At 39.4% G+C, this 20755-nt stretch carries 22 protein-coding genes; 11 read left to right on the forward strand and 11 right to left on the reverse strand.

What is annotated here, in order from left to right; all coding sequences use genetic code 11:
• Positions 1–5: 5 nt before the first annotated feature.
• Positions 6–689 carry a hypothetical protein gene (locus FTT75_RS05260; protein ID WP_100328652.1) on the reverse strand — a complete coding sequence of 228 codons (684 nt, stop codon included), beginning with the start codon at positions 687–689 and terminating at the stop codon, positions 6–8.
• Between the two features lie 347 nt (positions 690–1036).
• Between FTT75_RS05260 and tssH the strand changes: the two genes are divergently transcribed.
• From tssH to FTT75_RS05285, 5 genes are all read left to right on the forward strand, one after another.
• On the forward strand, positions 1037–3703 hold the full coding sequence (gene tssH, locus FTT75_RS05265; RefSeq protein WP_180186011.1) for a type VI secretion system ATPase TssH: 2667 nt from the start codon (positions 1037–1039) through the stop codon (positions 3701–3703).
• Positions 3704–3753: 50 nt separating this feature from the next.
• Positions 3754–4863 carry a type VI secretion system protein TssA gene (gene tssA, locus FTT75_RS05270; RefSeq protein ID WP_180186012.1) on the forward strand — a complete coding sequence of 370 codons (1110 nt, stop codon included), beginning with the start codon at positions 3754–3756 and terminating at the stop codon, positions 4861–4863.
• A gap of 8 nt (positions 4864–4871) precedes the next feature.
• Complete coding sequence (gene tssK / locus FTT75_RS05275; protein WP_180186013.1) at positions 4872–6236, forward strand: type VI secretion system baseplate subunit TssK; 1365 nt, start codon at positions 4872–4874, stop codon at positions 6234–6236.
• Between the two features lie 8 nt (positions 6237–6244).
• Complete coding sequence (gene icmH / locus FTT75_RS05280; protein WP_180186024.1) at positions 6245–7057, forward strand: type IVB secretion system protein IcmH/DotU; 813 nt, start codon at positions 6245–6247, stop codon at positions 7055–7057.
• A gap of 167 nt (positions 7058–7224) precedes the next feature.
• Positions 7225–8181 carry a M15 family metallopeptidase gene (locus tag FTT75_RS05285; RefSeq protein ID WP_180186014.1) on the forward strand — a complete coding sequence of 319 codons (957 nt, stop codon included), beginning with the start codon at positions 7225–7227 and terminating at the stop codon, positions 8179–8181.
• Positions 8182–8188: 7 nt separating this feature from the next.
• On the opposite strand, the gene FTT75_RS05290 is transcribed toward FTT75_RS05285, so the two are convergent.
• The 7 genes from FTT75_RS05290 to FTT75_RS05320 all read right to left on the reverse strand — a co-directional run bounded on the left by FTT75_RS05290 (position 8189) and on the right by FTT75_RS05320 (position 14918).
• Positions 8189–8950: an alpha/beta fold hydrolase gene (locus tag FTT75_RS05290; RefSeq protein WP_180186015.1), complete on the reverse strand. Its 762-nt coding sequence runs from the start codon at positions 8948–8950 to the stop codon at positions 8189–8191.
• An 883-nt stretch (positions 8951–9833) separates the two neighbouring features.
• A complete protein-coding gene (locus tag FTT75_RS05295) occupies positions 9834–10202 on the reverse strand; it encodes a hypothetical protein (protein WP_005171030.1) in 369 nt (122 codons plus the stop codon).
• Positions 10203–10565 carry a hypothetical protein gene (locus FTT75_RS05300; protein WP_005171032.1) on the reverse strand — a complete coding sequence of 121 codons (363 nt, stop codon included), beginning with the start codon at positions 10563–10565 and terminating at the stop codon, positions 10203–10205. It lies immediately after the preceding gene.
• Positions 10566–10694: 129 nt separating this feature from the next.
• Positions 10695–11297 carry a nitroreductase family protein gene (locus tag FTT75_RS05305; protein WP_005171034.1) on the reverse strand — a complete coding sequence of 201 codons (603 nt, stop codon included), beginning with the start codon at positions 11295–11297 and terminating at the stop codon, positions 10695–10697.
• Between the two features lie 462 nt (positions 11298–11759).
• Positions 11760–12251: a hypothetical protein gene (locus FTT75_RS05310; protein ID WP_180186016.1), complete on the reverse strand. Its 492-nt coding sequence runs from the start codon at positions 12249–12251 to the stop codon at positions 11760–11762.
• Between the two features lie 126 nt (positions 12252–12377).
• Positions 12378–13772 carry a class II fumarate hydratase gene (gene fumC, locus FTT75_RS05315; protein WP_005171036.1) on the reverse strand — a complete coding sequence of 465 codons (1395 nt, stop codon included), beginning with the start codon at positions 13770–13772 and terminating at the stop codon, positions 12378–12380.
• Positions 13773–13907: 135 nt separating this feature from the next.
• Positions 13908–14918, reverse strand: coding sequence for an NAD-dependent epimerase/dehydratase family protein (locus tag FTT75_RS05320; protein ID WP_074382815.1), 1011 nt, complete (start codon positions 14916–14918; stop codon positions 13908–13910).
• Between the two features lie 71 nt (positions 14919–14989).
• Between FTT75_RS05320 and tusD the strand changes: the two genes are divergently transcribed.
• The 4 genes from tusD to FTT75_RS05340 are packed head-to-tail and all read left to right on the forward strand — an operon-like array spanning position 14990 to position 16383.
• Positions 14990–15358, forward strand: a complete 369-nt coding sequence (gene tusD, locus FTT75_RS05325) for a sulfurtransferase complex subunit TusD (protein ID WP_005096839.1) — start codon at positions 14990–14992, stop codon at positions 15356–15358.
• Positions 15359–15402: 44 nt separating this feature from the next.
• Complete coding sequence (locus tag FTT75_RS05330) at positions 15403–15753, forward strand: hypothetical protein (protein ID WP_005096837.1); 351 nt, start codon at positions 15403–15405, stop codon at positions 15751–15753.
• 19 nt (positions 15754–15772) lie between these two features.
• The gene (locus FTT75_RS05335) at positions 15773–16057 is read left to right on the forward strand and encodes a DsrH/TusB family sulfur metabolism protein (protein WP_180186017.1); all 285 of its coding nucleotides are present in this window, start codon (positions 15773–15775) and stop codon (positions 16055–16057) included.
• Between the two features lie 14 nt (positions 16058–16071).
• Positions 16072–16383: a TusE/DsrC/DsvC family sulfur relay protein gene (locus FTT75_RS05340; protein ID WP_005096835.1), complete on the forward strand. Its 312-nt coding sequence runs from the start codon at positions 16072–16074 to the stop codon at positions 16381–16383.
• 112 nt (positions 16384–16495) lie between these two features.
• Here the strand turns inward: FTT75_RS05340 and FTT75_RS05345 are convergent, their stop codons facing one another.
• From FTT75_RS05345 to ybaK, 3 genes are all read right to left on the reverse strand, one after another.
• On the reverse strand, positions 16496–16981 hold the full coding sequence (locus tag FTT75_RS05345) for a hypothetical protein (RefSeq protein WP_180186018.1): 486 nt from the start codon (positions 16979–16981) through the stop codon (positions 16496–16498).
• Between the two features lie 62 nt (positions 16982–17043).
• Positions 17044–18297, reverse strand: a complete 1254-nt coding sequence (locus FTT75_RS05350) for a YncE family protein (RefSeq protein ID WP_100535035.1) — start codon at positions 18295–18297, stop codon at positions 17044–17046.
• Positions 18298–18469: 172 nt separating this feature from the next.
• On the reverse strand, positions 18470–18937 hold the full coding sequence (gene ybaK, locus FTT75_RS05355) for a Cys-tRNA(Pro) deacylase (protein WP_074382819.1): 468 nt from the start codon (positions 18935–18937) through the stop codon (positions 18470–18472).
• 914 nt (positions 18938–19851) lie between these two features.
• On the opposite strand from ybaK, the gene aroQ reads away from it, so the two are divergent.
• Together aroQ and accB are read left to right on the forward strand one after the other, a co-directional pair.
• Positions 19852–20307, forward strand: a complete 456-nt coding sequence (gene aroQ, locus FTT75_RS05360) for a type II 3-dehydroquinate dehydratase (RefSeq protein WP_005096831.1) — start codon at positions 19852–19854, stop codon at positions 20305–20307.
• Positions 20308–20323: 16 nt separating this feature from the next.
• Positions 20324–20740, forward strand: coding sequence for an acetyl-CoA carboxylase biotin carboxyl carrier protein (gene accB, locus FTT75_RS05365; RefSeq protein ID WP_005096830.1), 417 nt, complete (start codon positions 20324–20326; stop codon positions 20738–20740).
• The last annotated feature ends 15 nt before the right edge of the window (positions 20741–20755 follow it).

The following is a 20755-nucleotide window of genomic DNA, read 5'->3' on the forward strand; positions in this document are numbered from 1 at the left end:
CCTTGTTAATTATTTTTTAATGATCCAAATGGATTGGTAGTGAGGCCATGGGTTTGAGTGCTTATATTTTCTGGTTTCTTATTGTTCATGGCTGCTGTATTCACTTTCGTATTATTACTCGATGTTTTATTTTTCTTTAGATTAACATTTTGTTTTAGCGTAGTATTTGCCTTGGTTTTTATCTGTTTTGATTTCGAATTCAACGCTGTATGGGATGAAGATTCAGAAAATTTCGGTGCGGGTTGTGCCAGATAAATATGTTCAGTCAGTGATTTGGCTTGCGGATAGGTAAATTCGTTTAAAGCACGAACTTCTGTACTACGCATCTGCTCTAAACTTCCCGCAGAGATTCCAATACCAGCCAAAAAACCAAGATCAGTCAAATCCTGATGATGGTAATTCTGCTGATGTAATTGCTCGATTAAATTCAATGCCTTCAGGTTATATCCTAGTTCGACATAGCGCTTGGCGATTTGGGTATTGAGTTGATGCTGTAGCGGAATATTTTTCTTCACCGATTTGTCGCACAGCTGCTGATATAAACCGATCAGTGCTAAATCAGTAACATCCTTTGCCTGTGGATAGGCCTTGATACATGATCGATTTAATTCTGCAGCGTGGGTTTGAGCAAAACATAGCTGTGCCATTCCTGAGATGAGCAATACGATAAAACTTAAATTGTTTTTCAAAGTGAGCCTCATTTTTTGTTGTTTTTTATTTTTGAATATTAAAAAATGATTTTTCTATTCTTATAATTTAAAAATCGTGATGTGGATTTAACAAAAAATGATCACAAAAAGTCAATACGAAAATGAGTTTTAGTTAAAAAATTTATGTAATTTGCTAAAATTGCTAAATTCCGATCAATGAATGCAGACTTTTTATTAGATTTGAGTAGAATATGCCAAAAATAGTGCGTCAAAATATTTTGATAGCTTATAGATAAACTTAAATAAATAAAAATTAAACTTAATAATAAGAATCATATAGCTATAAATTCCCAAAATATCAGGCTATATATTGAAAAGAGAAAAATATGAGTAATTTAAAAATTTTGATTACAAAATTATCCGAACATGCGCGCCTCTACCTTGAAAAATCGGCGAACTCCTGCATTAAAAATCAAAATTATGAAATCGAAATTGAGCATTTTTTCTTAGAATTGCTACAACAAAATGAATTAAATGATATAAAGTTCTTGCTGAAAAAATATAAAATTGATGAAGATAATCTGATTAATGAGCTTCGTCTGAGTATTCAACAACTGAATAAAGGGAATTCTCGCACTCCTATCTTTGCTAAATCAATTATTCGTGTATTAGAACAAGCCTGGCTTTTGGCTTCAGCAGAAAAAAATCCGATGATCCGGAGTGGACATTTACTGGTTGCTTTGCTTACTGCACCGGATCTATATCAAGTTGCGATTCGTGCCTCTGCATTATTTGAGCTATTTCCAATTGATAGCATGAAGCACCAATTTTTAGAGCACTGTAAGCAAAGTATTGAAAGCCCAGATCATATTCATTGCAGCAACATACAAGAAAATTCACCCGTTCAACAGCCAGAATTTAATAAAACTCCAGCACTCGATCAATACACAATAAATTTAACTGAAAAAGCGCGCCTAGGCCAGATTGATCCAGTGATTGGTCGTGAATTCGAAATCCGCTTGATGCTAGATATCCTGATGCGCCGTCGCCAAAACAATCCTATTCTTACTGGCGAGCCAGGAGTAGGAAAGACTGCCGTTGTAGAAGGACTGGCACTTAAAATTACCACCCATCAAGTGCCTGATCCACTTAAAAATGTAGAGCTGCATATGTTGGATCTTGGATTATTACAAGCGGGTGCCAGTGTCAAAGGTGAATTTGAAAATCGACTCAAACAAATCATTCAGGAAGTTCAGTCTTGTCGTTATCCTATTATCTTATTTATTGATGAAGCCCATACCCTGATTGGTGCTGGAGGTCAAGCGGGTCAGAATGATGCAGCCAATCTGTTAAAACCGGCTTTGGCACGTGGTGAACTACGCACCATTGCAGCGACGACTTGGGCTGAGTACAAACAATATTTTGAAAAAGATGCTGCGCTTAGTCGGCGTTTCCAGGTCGTGAAAGTAGAAGAACCGACTGAAGAAGTGGCTATCGACATGTTACGGGCCATGATTCCGGTCATGACTCAGCATTTTCAGCTGCACATTGATGATGAAGCCATTATTGCTGCGGTACGTAATTCGCATCGTTATATCAGTGGACGGCAATTACCAGATAAAGCCATTAGTGTTTTGGATACGGCAGCAGCACGGGTGGCTTTGAGCCAAAATTCGCAACCGGTCAAGTTAGACCAGTTACAGGCACAATTACATAATTCTCAACTGGAATATGGCCTTTTACACAAAGAGCATCAAGATCCCCTGATGCATCAAGAGCGTTTAATTAAATTATCAGAAAAAATTTCCAACTTAGAACAGGAAATTTCACAGCTGAGATGCCAATGGCAGCAAGAACTGGAGCTAATTCAGCAAATCAAATCCTTACAGGCTCAATCTGAACAGAGTGAGAAGCAGAATCAAATAAAAACATTACGCCGGCATTTAGCCCAGATTCAGGATCAAGATCCATTGGTCTTTGAAGGTGTGAACACGCTTATCATTAACCAAATCATTTCAGACTGGACTGGAATTCCGGTAGGAAAAATGATGAATAATGAGATCCAGCAAGTATTAACGCTCCAAGATAAATTATCACAACGTGTCATGGGCCAGGATGATGCATTACAACAGCTGGTACAAGGCATTAAAACGTCTAAAGCTCAACTGGATGATCCGAACAAACCGCAAGCTGTGTTTTTGTTAGTTGGCCCAAGTGGTGTAGGGAAAACTGAAACTGCCCTCGCCTTGGCGCAGGAATTATATGGTGGTGAGTCACATCTGATTACGGTGAATATGTCGGAATATCAGGAAGCTCATACTGTATCTTCCTTAAAGGGTGCGCCTCCAGGTTATGTCGGCTACGGTCAAGGAGGCGTATTGACGGAAGCTGTGCGCCGTAATCCATATAGCGTAGTTTTACTGGATGAAATCGAAAAAGCGCATACTGATGTGCAGGAGTTATTTTATCAGGTCTTTGACAAAGGAATGCTGGAAGATGGCGAAGGCCGACTAATCGATTTTAAAAACACTACGATTCTGCTGACGTCGAATGTGGGTTCCAGTGCCATGATGCAGGCTTGTTTAAATCAACCTAGGGAAAACTGGCCGGATGCCAATACTTTGATAGATCAATTAAAACCAAGCTTATATCAGCAATTTAAACCGGCCTTTCTAGGACGTATGCAGATCGTGCCTTATTACCCTTTGCACGATGAACTGTTAATCCAGATTATTCAGCATAAACTGGCAAAGATTATCCAACGCATCCAGCAGCAATATGCCATGCAAGTTACTTATAATGAAGACGTGCTTGAACTACTACTCAGCCGCTGTACTGAAGTTGATAGCGGTGCACGTAATATTGATCATATTTTAAATGCTTCCATATTGCCTGCTTTGGCTACAGAAATACTCATGGCCATGAGTGAAGAAAAGCTGCCTAAATTAATTCATATTGATGTCCAGCAAGATGAAATCCTTTACAGTGTAGATCCAAAAATTAAAACAGTTAAAAAATCTCGTTCTAAAAGCAATAAAGCTGATGTTGCATAATCGGATTAAATAAATAATAAAAACAAATAAATATAAGAATGGGTATAGAAATGACACTGAAATTTGAATATTTATTGCAAGAAATTTCTATTGAACAGTCCTGTGGCGTGGATTGTTCATTTTCAAATGATTTTCATGCGATTAAAAAAGCCAAAACTTGGGATGATCCCCTATTGGATCAAGGTGACTGGATCGCTGAACCCAAACAAGCGGATTGGCAATTTGTGAATGACAAAATAATTGAATTATTGTGCGAAAAAACCAAGGATATTCGATTATATACTTGGCTCATTCAGGCATGGAGTCATCTATATGGTTTTGAAGGTATTGCTCGAGGATTAGAACTAAGCCAAAAAAGTCTGGGGCGCTACTGGTTAGAGATACATCCTGTTATTGAAGAGGATAATCTTGATCAGCGTTTGGGTTTGTTACAAGGTTTGATTGCACAATTCCCCATACTAATGAAACAGATTTCTTTGGTCAGCTCCGCACCTTTTTATAGTTTAAGTACATATGAAGCACTTTTACATCAGCGCAATATGCAGCTAAAACAACAGGATTATTCTTCTGAAAATGATCCTGTTCAGGACTTGGAATATTTTGAGCAACTATTGCTAAATACTGACAAATCTATACTGAGCCGAAATAATCAATATCTTTTGGAGATTCAGACAGAGTGGCAGAAACTTAAAACCACTTTGGATCAACTGTTGGGTCTGGATGCACCAAGTTTTGCAGCCACAGACTCTCAGCTCGAAACAATATTCACCAGTATCAAGCGAATCTATAAAATCGAAACATTTGCGCAACCTTCCGAAATAATATTAGATCAGGTGAACTCACCACAACCTCATACTTCGGAAGCAGTTGTGATGAATATCTCACATGTAAATTCAAATCTGCAAAAATTTCAGCCCCACGCCCAAAACCATTTGGCCAATCGTCAACAGGCAATGCAGTTATTACAAGAGATTGCTCAGTATTTTCAGATCAATGAACCACATAGCCCAGTGAGCTATATGCTACAAAAAACAATTAAATGGAGTCAGCTGCCCTTACATGAATGGCTGGCTCAAGTCATTAAAAATGAGAATCCTGTAGAGCATGTCCATGAATTACTGGGTGTACATACCAATAATGAATCAAAGAATGAATGGTAAATATTAAAATGTTCAGAGCAGAAAAAGTACTTTGGGGCGAAGGTCTATTTTTAAGACCGCAACATTTTCAATTACAAGATGCTTATCATGAGCAACGTTTGAGTCATATGATTCGTGCGACATTTCCTTTTGCTCATGGAATTCAATCCATCCAATTTGATGAAGCACAGTTCAATATGCACATACTGGCATTAAGTAAAATTGAAATGATTTGGCAGGATGGTGAAATTTATCAGGCACCAGCACAGGATTTATTACCGGAACCCGTGCAACTGGATGCTTTAAACCTGCATGGAGAGATGCAGGTTTATTTGGCTTTACCGATGCTACAACCGAATAAAAAAAATGTAAGTCATGCCGAAAGTACTCAGGCTGGCCGTTATCACTCGCAGTTAATTTCAACCCACGACTTATTTACCGATGCAACGACTGCAGAAATCACCCTGTTACGCCGTCGTGCTGAATTTAAGCTATTTGAACTCGGGCAAATACCTCAACAGCATCTGGATGGCTATTTATATATCCCGGTTGCTCAAATCAAAAGACAAAGTTCAGGAAATTTTATTCTCAATCATAAGTTTATTCCTCCCATTCTACATATCCAGGCATGTGAGTATCTGCTAGACAATTTAAAGCGAAGCTTAAATATCATTCGAGCCAAAATTAAGACGATTCAATCCAATAACCGTGAAAATGAACAGAAATTGATTGAATTTCGCTCGGGAGATATTGTCTCTTTCTGGCTGGTAAATGCCTTAAATACAGCCCATGCAAGCTTGAACCATATTTTGCAGTATCCGCAAATTCATCCGGAACGACTATATGCGGAACTGCTACGACTTACTGGATCTTTACTCACCTTCTCGACTGCTTATGAGATTGATCAACTGCCACAGTATCAACACCATCAACTTTACGACAGCTTTAATCAGCTGGATATTATTCTCAGAGATTTACTCGATACGATTATCTCGAATCGCTATATCAGTATCAGTTTAAAAGAAACACGTCCATCCTATTGGATTGGGAGTCTGGAAACAGACAAAATCAGCCGAAATACCAGGTTATATCTGGCTGTATCGAGTAGCGTAATGCCAGCGCATAATCTGATTGCGCATGTTCCGGTCCGTTTCAAGGTCGGCAGTACCATCGATGTTGAACAACGCGTAATTGCAGCTTTGCCTGCTGTGCCAGTGCAGCATCTTATGCAGGTTCCTACAGCAATTCCGGTGCGATCCGGTGTTCATTATTTTGAGATCGAACCAAATAATGAACTGTATCAGCGCATGCTGGATTCAGAAGCAATTTGTGTTTATATCCCGAATGGGTTTCAGGATATTGCGATTGAACTCATTGCGGTTATGAATGGATGAATATTCAAATGAATACAATCACAAATAATCCTTCTTCACTGTTTGAAGAGGATCAGAACGGAATCGGCGATATAGCAAGACAAGCTATCGAAACCAATATCTTATACGGGGCAAGTTTTCTAGATTTATTGCATGATGGTTTTTATATCATTTTTCTTATAAAAAATAACCATATACCTGCTGATATAGAATTATTCCGTGAGAAAGTTTTGCAAATGCTCAGCCAATTTGAAAGCCAGGCACGTAAGGTACAATTTTTAGCTGAAGATATTCAAGATGCCAAATATGCCTATTGTGCTTTACTGGACGAAACGATTGTCACACAACAGGATGAGCGCTTTTTTAATTTGCAGAATTCCTGGATGTTGAGCCCGTTGCAATTAAGTCTGTTTGGTTCACAACTGGCTGGCTATCAGTTCTTTGAATATCTGGAAAACATCCGTCATAAAGACAAGGATCGACTGGCAGTATTAGAGGTTTATCATTACTGTCTATTATTAGGCTTTCAGGGAAAATACCGGATTGAATCGATTGAACATTTGAATAGTTTGGTGGCTCGAGTCGGAGATCAGATTGATTATCTCAAAGCTAAGAAAACGGCCTTCTCTCCTTTTTCCGCGCTTCCCGATCAAATCAGACATATAATTCATCGAGAATTACCATTTTTCTGGATTCTAATTTTCCTGTTTTTATTTGCAGTATTCAGCTTTGTCGCTTTTAAATATGCTTTATCGACAGAACAAACAACTATTTTTACTCAATATCAGAATCTGATTAGCGCTCCTGCTGAGCAAGCTTATATTACAATTCATTTACCCTAATTAAATTTTTCAGATCAATACCATGAAAGCTCATAAAAATAAAAACTTAAAAGTATTTACTTCAAAAAAATTGAATGCAATCTTTGCAAAGAATTGCGCCGTTGTACAATTTATATCGCTTAAGAAAAGACTTAGTTGGAATCTTAACTAGATCAAGTATTTCACTTATGATTTTTATCATATTGAGTAGCTTCACCCTAATGAGTTTGGTAATGTTCGCCCTGCTGTCCTATGAATTTAGACGAAGGATACAGGCTGTTTTTCTCAGATTCATTCCGCAAAGTAAACAGCAATTGACTCAAGCAATACATTTTTCACGTAAATTTTATCGGGCAGCCTCGCCTGAACATCTGCATTCTCATTGGTATGTGCAGCAGTGGTGGATTTTGATTACCGGATTAATATTATTTGGCAGTATTTTGCTACTCGCTTTTACCCAGCCCTTAACTGCCAGAAAATTTGAATCTGAATATTTAAGGAAAGTTGATCCACAAATTTATGCTCTTTTGGATGGGCAAATGTTGACGGCTCCGCCTGAAGTTGCTGACCACCTCATTATAGAAGCCCTTCAACAAGAGCATTTTCCAGATCATCCGGCTATTTCAGCACAAAGCTTTAATTCAAACCTTAAAGATATTTATAGACCAGCAATGCATACACATTCAGATATCAGTACAGCAGACCGTAAATGGCATAAGATGAATCCACGATTTAAGCAACGTTTACTGATGGTATTTAAAATCATGAAAGAACAGCATGATTATGAGCTGGTTTTACTTGAAGGTTATCGGAGTCCGGAACGGCAAAATTTGTTGGCAACCGATAGTAATATTACCAAGGCCAAAGGCTTTCAGAGTTATCATCAATTTGGATTGGCTGCAGATATTGCCTTTAAACGGCATGGCAAAGTAGTCATTACAGAACGTGATCCTTGGGCCATGCGCGGTTATGAGTTATATGGTCAGGTCGCTGAATCGGTAGGTTTGACCTGGGGCGGCCGCTGGAAATCCATTAAAGATTTCGGACATACTGAATATCGTATGCCCGGTTTAAAGAAAACTGCTGAGATGGCACATCAACTGATCCATGAAGGTCAATTACAGGTACATACATTACAGCCTTAAATATTACCTAATTAACAAAGGCTTGCATGTGTTTAATGACTTCATCTGGTTTTTCACCATGTAGCCAATGACCGGTATTTTCAATGATTTCAATTTTTGCCTGAGAAAACTGTTCATTAATTGCTGCAAAATGTTCTGGTTTTGAGATATAAAAAGAATCACCACCACGCAGAAATAAGGCTGGCCGATTAATTTTTTCGACCTTTTCCCAAGCCATAATATCTGGATAATGATCAAATAAAGCCTGAACATTAAACAGCCACTGCCCTTTATTAAAGGATTTTAATAAAAATTGAATCACCATTTCTTCATGAAGATATTTACGCATAATTTTTGCTGCTTCCAGTCGTGAAGCAACATTTGCTTGCTGTACTGCAAATAAGGCTTTAAAAATTTCAGCATGATGACTTTCATGATATTGGATCGCTGTAATATCAAGCACGATGAGTTTTTCAGTCTGTTCACGAGCTAAATCTGCCAGTTTCATAGCAATTTTCCCACCCATAGAATGTCCAACAACGACAAACTTATGAACATTTAAACTGGATAAAGTTTCCAATACATCTTCTGCCATGAGCTGATAGTTAATATCAGAGCTATGACCAGAAAGACCATGATTACGCACATCAATTTGGATCACGGTTCTCTGTTCAGAAAAATGTCGAGCCAATACTCCTAAATTACTCAAACTACCAAATAAACCATGAATAAAGAGCATTGGAGATACTGTTGAAGTTTCATGATGGTGTAATTGATAGTTAAGGATCATTTGAGAATTCCGTGATTTCTTGATTTAAATGTTAATAGTGGGTTGATATTGAAAATTAATCAATTGCCAAATTTTTAAAATAAAAAATTTGCTTAGGCTATTTATAGCAGATTGATCAATTTTGCTTAGGCTAAATTCATCATCAGATTAAAAGTGTTCAAAGCTTAATTATTAATTTGAATTAAAGAAAAATGCCCCATCAATATAAAAGACGATCTAATACATTTTTAAAATAGCCTTGGGATTAAGAGAAATCGCACCCATATTTTATTTTTAATTTCAGAATAAGGATGATACTAGAACAAATAGATTACCCTTCCACTACTTTTTCAAAGTTAGCCCATTATTTTGTATAACAGAAATTTGTAAATACACTCCTTTTTTCGTTTTAGAGCATGTAATAAATTAACAGCGAGATCTGCTGCTAAAATATATAAAATACTTAGGCTATTTTATAAATACAACAGGATTAGTTTTGTAGCATAAATATAAGATATAACTTCACTACCCTGCTTGGAATACCATTCATTTATGTATGAAGACAAAATTCACGCTATTCGTTATGAAGTCATTTCTATAATGCTTATGTGTGACATGATCAAGCAACAATATTATGCAGTATTAAAAGATCTCTCGACAAAGCTTAGAAAAATATTAAAGTTTAATTATTAAATTATAGTTATCAATTTTCTTATTTCCCGGATATATCCCCGGGATAATGAGTAACAATCATGTTTATACTTTAGTTTAACTTTACAAAAAACCCTACAGATAGATGCATCTTATTTAAGATGATATTTTTTGGTCAAAATCCAGCCAAGATTAAAATAATAATATTCTCTTTATTTTCATTAATGCGTGATGAGAAGAAGTACCACTCGCCCTATTCAACATCCCTATTTTTACAGAATACGGTGGTGGTCATTCCTGATTTACTCAGGCTCTGATCCTGTCGATCAAGAAAACTTTTGGCGACCATAGCCATCATGGGCGCCATATCCAGACTGTTATTTTCTTCAGAAACTTTTTGAATGTCCTGATAGGCTTTCAGTCGATTACAGAAAGCCTGACGTTGGGTTTTGGCATCGGCCTTTGGATCATCTTCATCTAAAATGTGCTTGGTTTCATTGACGATTTTAGTCTGTTCTAAAATAAACTGGTCATACGCACTTTGTGAAAGTGGTTCTGCAAAGACCATGCTATTCAGTAAGAATAACAATCCTGCACAAATGAAAGATGATTTTTTTAGCATTTAGATTTCTTCTTTCCAGACATCTTCATAATCATCGGCATCAATCATGAAACGAAAACCTGTTTCCAGAGCAAGATATGGTAATACTTCTGGTGCGATGTCCTGTAATTCACGTACGGTCATCGTTTCAAAAGCATCTTCACTTGAAGGTTCTCCGCCATAAATATACCAGCTGATATTTTCCGCTGTCTCAGGCTTTTTACGAATACCAACTATCGGATCCTGCTTTAAGGTATGTACGGCCACAGCAACAACATCATCACCCGTGACTTCAACATAAGCTGAGCCTACTTCTTCACAAAGTAACTTTTGCTCTGCGATCAGTTCTTGTAAAGGTGATAGATTTTGCGTGTTTTTCGACATTCGATATTACTCATTTATTTGCATTAGCACGCTATTTTAACTGAATTTTAGCAATGCTGATGAGGATTTCGTCGAGATGTTAAAATATCTGCGCTTAAAATTGTTTAAGCGCAGATATGAATTTCAGGCTTATTTGAAAATTTTAAAACGCTCTTCGTCCGCAAGATAATCTTTGGCATGTGTTTCGCCTTCGATTGAACCAAAGACCAGCTGTGCGCGAAGCTTCCAGTTGGCTGGAATGTCCCACTCAGCATGCACCTGCTCATCTACGATCGGATTATAATGCTGTAAAGATGCACCTAGGCCTTCAGTATGTAATGCTGTCCATGTGGCAAATTGCGCAATCGCAGTAGAATGCTCTGCCCAGACAGGGAAGTTATCCGCATAAGACGGGAATTGCTCCTGCAACGCTTGTACCACTGTTTGATCTTCAAAGAATAATACCGTACCTACACCAGCAGCAAAGCTGGCCATTTTAGCAGTGGTTTTTGCTGCACTTGCTTCATCTTTTGCATAACTTTTTAATTTATCTGCAACGATGCCCCAAAACTTTTCATGTTCTGTGTTGAATAAAATGACGGCGCGTGAAGACTGGGAATTAAAAGCAGATGGACTTTGTTTAATTGCAGTTTGAATTAAATCAGTTAAACGTTCAGGAGATTGTTCAATATTCTTGCCAATGGCATAAATAGTACGGCGTTTAGTAATTAAATCTAAAAACTGATTCGACATTTTTAAAAATCCTGGGATATATCTTCGGGAAAATTGGAACCTTTAGTTATTTTTGTGAAGCATAGCTAATCAATTAAACTTTTAGCTTATCTAAAAATAAAGCTTATATACCTTAAAAAATAATAGACAGAATTACTAGGCTATTTGCTTGATATTTTTATATATTTTTTAGCTAAAACTGATTCTTTTCACCTATTTTTTAAACAAAGGTTAAAATTACTGCCCAATGAAAATACTTTAGGATAAATAGTGGGCTATCTTGCTCTGTTCTCGGGCGAAATTCTAGGAATCATTATTTTTATAAGGTTTATTTTTTGAAGATCCCTGTTAAAGAGAATCTAATAATATAGCTTAGGCTATTTCCAAGCATCTCCGATCATGAAGGAAAGCTTAGGCTACAGATAAAATTAATCCCCCAAGAATGGAGGACTAATTTTTAGCAATGAAAACTATAAACTTAAATTAAAATTTTGCATTCAAAACTTGAGCTGATACTTTACTTTTCCACAGCTCACGCAATGTTGGTAAATAGAATTTCTCACCCAGCTCGACCAGTTCTGCATCAATCAGCGCATGCATTTCATGCATAAACAGATAATCAAGCTCAACAGTCGTCAATTTCGCCTGCTGTTTTTGATAGTCTCTGCGTTTCTGCTGGGCCTGTTTAACCAAACGATCCGCAAATGCTTTATCTTTAAACTGGCTAATCGCCTTTAAACGCAGTTCAATAATGCCCCAACCGGTTAACAACATTTGGAAAGTCTCAAAGTCACCGCTGGTCGACTCCCAAGACATTTCTTCCAGATTTTCATCATCTGGAAGCACCGGCAAAAGAAGTTCCATGACACTTGGAAAAATCTTTTTAAAATTCAGAATAAATTTAACAGGATGCTCACCTGGATAATCCTTGAATTGCACCTTTCTTTGAACATCTGTTAAATAAATATCAAGCATAAAACAATCATCAGTGGTTAATCTCATCGAGATCTATTGTACGCAACTCTGCCTGAGATAAAAACCACTGCTGACGATTCCATGATAAAACAGGCTGAAAGATTGAAAATAAAAGCCTTAAACGCTTTATTTTACATTTGGTGAGACCATCTGTTCAGGACGTACCACCTCATCAAACTGTTCAGCCGTGACTAAACCAAGTTCAACAGCCACCTGCTTTAAGGTTTTAGCTTCTTTATAGGCAGTTTTGGCAACCTTGGCTGCATTCTCGTAACCAATCACCGGGTTTAATGCAGTGACCAGCATTAATGAGTCATGCAAGAAATGATCAATCTTGTCACGGTTCGGCTCAATACCTACGGCGCAGTGATCATTGAAACTATTACAGGCATCACCCAAGAGCTGGATGGATTGCAGTAAGTTATAGGCAATCACAGGCATAAACACATTCAGCTCAAAGTTACCCGATGCGCCTGCCACATTAATCGTGGTGTCATTGCCAAGTACTTGTGCCACCACCATGGTCATGGCTTCACTTTGGGTCGGATTGACCTTACCCGGCATGATGCTTGAACCTGGTTCATTTTCAGGAATACGTAGTTCACCAAAACCACAACGAGGCCCACTGGCTAACCAACGAATATCGTTGGCAATTTTATTTAGGCTGACTGCAAGGGTTTTTAATGCGCCTGAAGCAAATACCGCAGCATCACGGCCGGCCAAAGCTTCAAATTTATTCGGAGCAGTGACAAATGGTAGACCTGTCAGCTTCTCCAGTGTCTCTGCGGCCTGAACTGCATAATCAGGATGGGCATTTAGACCTGTACCAACAGCCGTCCCGCCCAATGGCAACTCATACAAACCCAGTAAAGCCTGCTGTAAGCGAATCAAGCCATGATCAAGTTGGGATACATAACCACTAAATTCCTGACCTAGGGTTAAAGGTGTCGCATCCTGTAAATGCGTCCGGCCAATTTTGACAATATCGGCAAAGGCTAAAGATTTTGCATGCAAGGTATCGCGTAGACGGGTAAGCGCTGGAATAAGAAGTTGATTAATCTGCAAACTCGCTGCGACATGAATCGCAGTCGGGAAAGAGTCATTGGTCGATTGGGCACGGTTGACATGATCATTTGGATGAACCGGTTTTTGCGCACCTAAATGATTGCCCAATTTTTGATTGGCAATATTAGCTATCACCTCATTACAGTTCATATTACTTTGCGTGCCTGAACCGGTTTGCCAGACCACCAGTGGAAACTGGCTATCCCACTGCCCGCTAATCACCTCATCTGCTGCATCCACAATATAGCCCGACAGCTCTTGAGGAATCTGATCCAGTTTAGCATTGGTCAAGGCTGCAGCTTTTTTTACCAGTCCCATTGCACCAATCATTGCCCGTGGCAAGCGTTCATTGCCGATCTTGAAGTTTTGCAAGCTACGCTGGGTCTGAGCGCCCCATAAAGCCTCACTCGGTACGGCCACTTCGCCCATGGTGTCATGTTCAATACGTGTTTGCATGTTCAACCTCAATTTTTTACATATCGCTGATTTTAAAAGCATCTATCACGATACTTTGCTAGATTGATTAAAAGTAATCGATTATATTAAATATGTAAATGATAATTATTATCAAATATTTTTTACTTATCTCATTTACTGTCCTCTCAGTATATTTTGATAAAATAGCCATTCATCCTCAAGCATCTTTTTCAGTGAACGTTGCGGTTGCCAATGCAAAATCTGCTGTGCCTTTTCAATATTCGCGCCTAGCTGGTCAAGCTCTGCATGAGGATAAGGCAAGGCATCGACTGTTCTAATTGCAGATTGGGTCACTTCTGCCAGTTGATCCAACAAATCCTGTATCGAAATGAGCGTTCCAGCAATATTGAAGGCTTCACATTTTAATTCCTGTTGTTGCCATAGCCACTGCAAGGATTTAATCACCGCATCACAACTGTCTGCCACATGCAGAAAACTCCGCTCTACTGTTCCATCCGCAGTATAAGCCTGACGGCGTAATTCCAGATATTCGCGCTGCTGCGCAGCGACCTGCATTGCCAAAGGCACAATATTTTTCGGTAAAGGTGGCACCGCCTCGCCTAGGACACCATGCTCGAAGGCGCCGCTAATATTAGATAGTCTTAAGATAGCAATGCGCCACTCGTTATCTGTTTTGACAGTATCCCGAATAATTTCCTCAACCATCTGTTGCGATTTAATATAGGGATTGGGATAAGTATAGTTAAAAGGTAGATCTTCATTGAGATCCGTACCGGATTGTCCATAGACTGCCAGACTGGATAAATGCACCAGATGCCGTACGCCGGTACGTTGCATGGCGCGCATTAAGCTCATAATACAGCTGACATTATCATTATAATATTCAAGGGGTTTTAATACTGATTCTTCTAGCGACTTAAAACTGGCAGCATGTACTACAGCCTGAATCGAATGCTGTTCAAATACTTTGTTTAATGCAGGCGTATTGCGAATATCAATTTTGATAAAAGGCACATACATCCCGGAAATATATTCAAGTCGCTCAAGCGTCTGCAAGTTGGCATTGGCCAAATTATCGACCACAATGACCTCTAATCCTTGTGCTAACAGACTTAAAGCAATATGTGAGCCTAAAAAGCCTAATCCACCCGTCACTAAAATCATTGTATACTACCTACTTTCTGATGAAGCCCAGATCAAGCTGTTGCTATTGATCAAGCCTGTAGTGAATTTCGATGAGCACCTTAATTCTTGTTACCTCCGCACCAACTTCTATTTATGCCTGGCATGCCCTTGGTTTGGCGCAGGCATTACACAACAAAAACCAAGAATTCCGCGTATTCTTTTATCAGGACGGCGTGTCGGTCGCAAATGCACTGCAATGGGTGCCCGACGATCAACGTCATCTTACACATGCTTGGCAAGCACTCAATATTCGCCTACCGGTCTGTGTAAGTGCAGCACTGGCGCGAGGGATTACAGATCAGGACAATGCTCAACGTCACAATATTCAGCAGCATAATCTGGCGGATGCCTTTGAATTGGTCGGTTTAGGTGAACTTGCCGATGCTGTTCAATCCTCACAACGTCTGATTCAATTCTAGATGTTCCATTTTTTAGAATGTGTTGCTTTTCCAAGGAATCTTGTGTGAAATCTGTACTTGTTATATTAACCCAAGCCAATCTGACCAGCCTGCAAGTGCATGAAAGCCTGTCTGCGACCATGGTTTTGGCGACATTTGGTGCGGAAGTGAAAGTTCTGCTACAAGGTGCAGGCCTTAGTCTTCTACGCTCAGAACTGCAATTTGATCAGTTACAACATGCCTTTAAACTGGCCTCGAATATGGTCGACAGTTTTGAGTTTTATGACCTCACTCCAATTCTGATTGAACAGAAAAACCAGAACTCGCCCTTTGTGGCTCAGAGCGAACAAGAGATTGAATTTATTGAGCTAAGCCCAGCATTTATTCAAGGCTTTGATCATGTGCTGTATTGGTAAGGAATAAAGGATATATAAAATGTCAAATCACACACTTTATCTGATCCAATCGAACTATGCGGCAACGGCGCAGACTCTGGAACAACTCGCTCAAACTTATACAATGGGTGATCAGGTCGTGCTGATGGGTGAAGCGGTTTTGCTGCTAGAGCATTCATTTCTTCAAAGCTTGTCGAAAATCCACATGCTGGAAAATGATGCGGTACTTTTAATACAGCCTTTGCCTGATCAGGTAAAGATTTTGAATTATGCGGATTTTGCAGATCTTTGTCTCGAGTTTAATCGCTGCATTTCAATGAAATAATCAATGAGTTAAATATGAATTTAGAACTGGATCAAGATGGTCATCTGATCGATTACACCATTTGGAATGAAGAAGTCGCGCAAGTCCTGGCCAATAACCTGGAACTGAACTTAACCCCGTGGCATTTTGAAATTCTGCAAGCAGTGCGTCAGTTCTATCAGCAGTTTGGCCATTCACCGGCCACACGTCCCTTAATTAAATTCCTAATGAAAACGGTTAGTGCTGACATCAACAATGCCATGCTTCAGGAAAAGTTTAATACGGGTCTGGTCGCGCGGCATTTAAGCCGTTTGGCCGGCGTACCCAAGCCTGCGAATTGTTTATAAAAGTACGCTGTCTTCAATACTTATATCTAAACGCCTGAATTCTCATTTGGGCTTTTTTATGAAAGCAATTTTCACATCTAAAATAATAAAAGATCTTCGTGGCTTGAATTCGTCAACTTCGGATTTGTTCTAAGGTTCGCAAAGCCCGATGCAATTCATGATCCATTTCTGGCAGAACTTTCAGCAGAAACTCAATTTGTGCTTTCGCCTCGTCTCGAGTCACCAGTTTAGCTTCTACCAGCGTCTGCTGTAGACTAACCAGCAAACTGACCTGTCTAGGATCTGGTTGTTGCCCCTGACCTAAAGCACTGAGGATTTGAGCAAAGTCTAGATATAACTGTTGCTGCTTTAACAATAGGCTTTGCTTTCTAGCTACATTATTTGGTTCAGCCTGTATATTTTGGCTATTGCTCTTAAAACTCAGAGACATATAGCTGGGTGATTTTTCAAGTCGGGCAACCTGATCACGATGGGCTTGGACTTGATTGGAAAAATCAGTCCGATAGATGTCTTGTCGTATCTGGTAAGCAATAGCCACCAAAATGCCGAACAAGAGTAATCCGATGATGAGATATAAAAGAACGGTCTTATCTTTCATCTTGATCTCCTCAACCCAATAAAGACAGCTCTTATCAAAACGCTGCCTGTATCGTTGCTCGACTACGGCGTTGACCAGTCTACTGGTGCATAGCCGATCCGGACACGTTGTGGATGATTCCCAACTGGTACACTGAGCACTTTATCCCCTGTGGCAAAATCAATCACGGTCACCACATCGGTTTCACTTTCGGAAATCACACAGCTTTTACCATCTGGACTACGCGTTGCCCAATAGGGTTTGCCGGCAGGAATCAATTTGCCCGCAGTCAGCGTCTTGCGATTTACAATTGTGGCATAGTCATCCATGGTTCCTGCAACACAGAGCTTTTCACCATCAGCACTGATTGACAAACCATGATGACGCGAATCATTGACCCATTTTGTCCGGTCTTTCGGGATACTATCACTACCAGGGAGCTGTCCGATCCGGCTAATCTTGTTCTGATTCAGATCGTACTCAATCAGACCATTAAAAAATGAAACCTGGGCATAAAGTTTCGTTTCATCCTTGCTAAATACCATTGGGCGAACTGAATTGGATAAATCCTTGCGACCAAATGCATCGAGTGCAGGTCTGAAATCAATTTTTCTCAGCACTTGATGGGTATTGGCATCCGCGATGCTAATGTAGCGTTTTCCTTTGGTGAAATCCTGCCACTGTGCATCCATTGACGTTTCAACATTGCCAATCGCGGAGTTCAGGATTTTGTTACCATCATCGAAGTAGATATTTTCATGCGGTTTATCACCCGTAGCAAAACGCCCTAACTCTTTGCCAGTGTGAATATCCAGGACATGTACCACATTGCCTGAAGATGCTGACACCGCCACGCGTTGACCATCTGGCGAAACCGCCATGTGATCGGCGCGAAAACCTTCAACCGGTGTACGCCAGTTCATCTTGCCTGTTTTGATATTAATAGAGACCACATCGGCGAAACTTGGACGCGATGCCACGATGGACTGACCATCTGGCGTCGAGTACATATCATCTACCAACTGATCATTACCTTCACCCGCTGTGGCCTGAATATAGGTATAGGCAATCAGCTTGATAGGATTGAGATGAATTTCTTTGAGACGCTCTTTACGGTCAGGAATCATGTTAATGACGCCAATTTTGCCAAAATCACCCGATGGACGAATCACAGTCACTGTGCCATCCCAGTTGTTTCCGACAAAGAAAACCTGCTGTGAATTGGCAGGTGCAGCTGAAGGCGCAGAAGCGGCCTGTACACTCGGAAACGCAGACAGTATCGCCATTGCAGATAAGGTCAGACAGAATCGTGGCCATTTTTTATTTTGAACTTTCATCCTTTATGCTCCGCATAATCATTTTTATTATTTTTAATTCTTTATTGCGCACATTTCCGCTGTGCTTATTCGTGACCTAATATACAAAGGTATAAAATGATTTGCTGATTTTTCCGACCAAAAAAAGATCACTTCAAACGCTATTCATTTAAATCTTCAGGGGAATTTGACCTTATACATCCAGCACATCGACAAACTGTGCATTCAGCACTTTGGCAAGATCAGCCGGTTTCAGTCCGATATCCAAGCCTCTTTTACCGCCACTCACATATATTTTATTGAGCTTTTCTGCTGATACATCAATGACTGTTTTTAAACGCTTCTTTTGTCCGATTGGACTGATTCCACCGACCAGATAACCGGTTAAACGTTCGGCATGTTTCGGATCTGCCATTTGCAGTTTCTTGCAACCACAAGCTGCCGCTACTTTTTTTAGATTAAGCTGATGATTGACTGGTAACACGGCAACGAAATACTGTTTTTCATCCGTTACCAATAGCGTTTTAAAGACTTCTTCGACTTGTAATCCTAATTTTTCTGCAGCCTCTAAACCAAAGCTTTTCGCATTGGCATCATGTTCATATTCATGAATACTATATTCAATTTTTTGAGTTTTTAAGAGTTTACATGCAGGTGTCATAATACTTCTGGCTCAAGTCTGATCGCCTTAGTATATAAATATTCGCTCAAGAAGTTAATGTTTTTGCCCCATACCTCTGCTCCATATGCATGACTACAAGCTGTTTCTGAGATTTTTTGCAAAGAAAGTGGCGTGCAAAATACCAACAAAGATATGTGTTTTTGCCACTATCTAGATATCGGATGCGCCTGTGCCTAGCGATTTAGAATGCTTTGAAATGAACATATTCGTCATTTCATCAAGATAGCGACAATCTAAATTTTTCCAAACCCTTCGCTATAAATCTCTTTAAATTCGATGTCTGTTTCTTAGTCAGCTTTATAAATTTAGAAACAGAACATAAAACTGATCTCTAAATTGAAGTAACTCATTTTTATCTGGTATTTTGTAATAAAATGCATATAAAAACACAGACTAAAATATTAAAATAAGCTTATTAACATATTGTCTTATCTTGCCTTTTTAAGTATTTCTCCATCTTTTCAAGATGAGATTTTGACATTAAGGGAAGCACGGTTAAAGGCAAAGTTAGGCTAGTCATCCTCTCACGCAAGTCAAGGATCTCTCGATTGAATGTCCTAATCGTTTTGGCCAGACATGAATTTTTGCAAGATTAAAATATGATCAAACAGCAGAGCTGATCCTTAACATGAATATACAGTTACATAAAGGATATTAACTGTTTTTGCCAATTGGGTTTACAATGAAAATAATCTGAATACCCTGCGAATTGTAATTTTTTAACATTGCCAAATCTCTGCAAAGTTTTCATTATAGCGCCACTGTTTAGGATATGCTTTCTACGTCAATTCAAAGAAATTATAAATAGTCATGTAGAAAATCATGCAATAATAAGCAGAGTTTGCAGCTATCTTGCAAACAAACCTCGATACTTTTTAATTGGAGCATGCTGGATGAGTTCGACCATTTTGGTTATTCATGGACCGAATTTAAATTTGCTTGGAAAGCGCGAACCAGAAGTTTATGGTCATCTTACGCTTGGCGATATTAATCAGCAACTGACTGCTCAGGCTCAACAAGCCACATTACAACTCGATACCTTCCAAAGCAACTGGGAAGGCGCAATCGTTGACCGAATTCATCAAGCCCAACTCGACGGCGTACAATATATCATTATCAATCCGGCAGCATTGACACATAGTTCTGTTGCGGTTCGCGATGCCCTGCTTGGTGTCGCCATTCCTTTTATTGAAGTCCATTTGTCAAACGTCCATGCACGCGAGGCATTTCGACATCATTCGTACTTGTCCGATAAAGCCATCGGCGTGATCTGTGGTCTGGGTGCAAAAGGCTATGCTGCTGCGCTCGACTATGTCATTGAAAAAATACAATCTTCTACAAAATCTTAATTAGGAATACTGTCTCATGGATATCCGTAAAATCAAGAAACTCATCGACTTGATGATTGAATCTGACTTACAGGCGATCGAAGTTAAAGAAGGCGATCAATCGATTGCATTAACTCGTCGTAATCCAGTGGTTGCAGCGGCTGTTCCTGCAATGCCTGCACCTGCAGCTGAAGTACCTGCGGCGAAGTCTCCGCGCGGTGCTGTTGAAACATCTCCAATGGTTGGGGTGTTTTACTCTGCACCAAGCCCAGGCGAAGCGACATTTGTCAAAGTGGGTCAAACCGTTTCTGCTGGTGATACCTTAGGTATTATCGAAGCAATGAAAATCATGAACCCGATTGAAGCAACTCAAAGTGGTGTGATCGAAGAAATTCTAGTGAAAAATGGTGAAGTGATTCAATTCGGCCAACCACTTTTCCGCTACCGCGCTTAATCACCCCGGGGATTT

This window comes from Acinetobacter sp. YH01008 (genome assembly GCF_013420435.1).
Lineage (GTDB): Bacteria > Pseudomonadota > Gammaproteobacteria > Pseudomonadales > Moraxellaceae > Acinetobacter > Acinetobacter pseudolwoffii.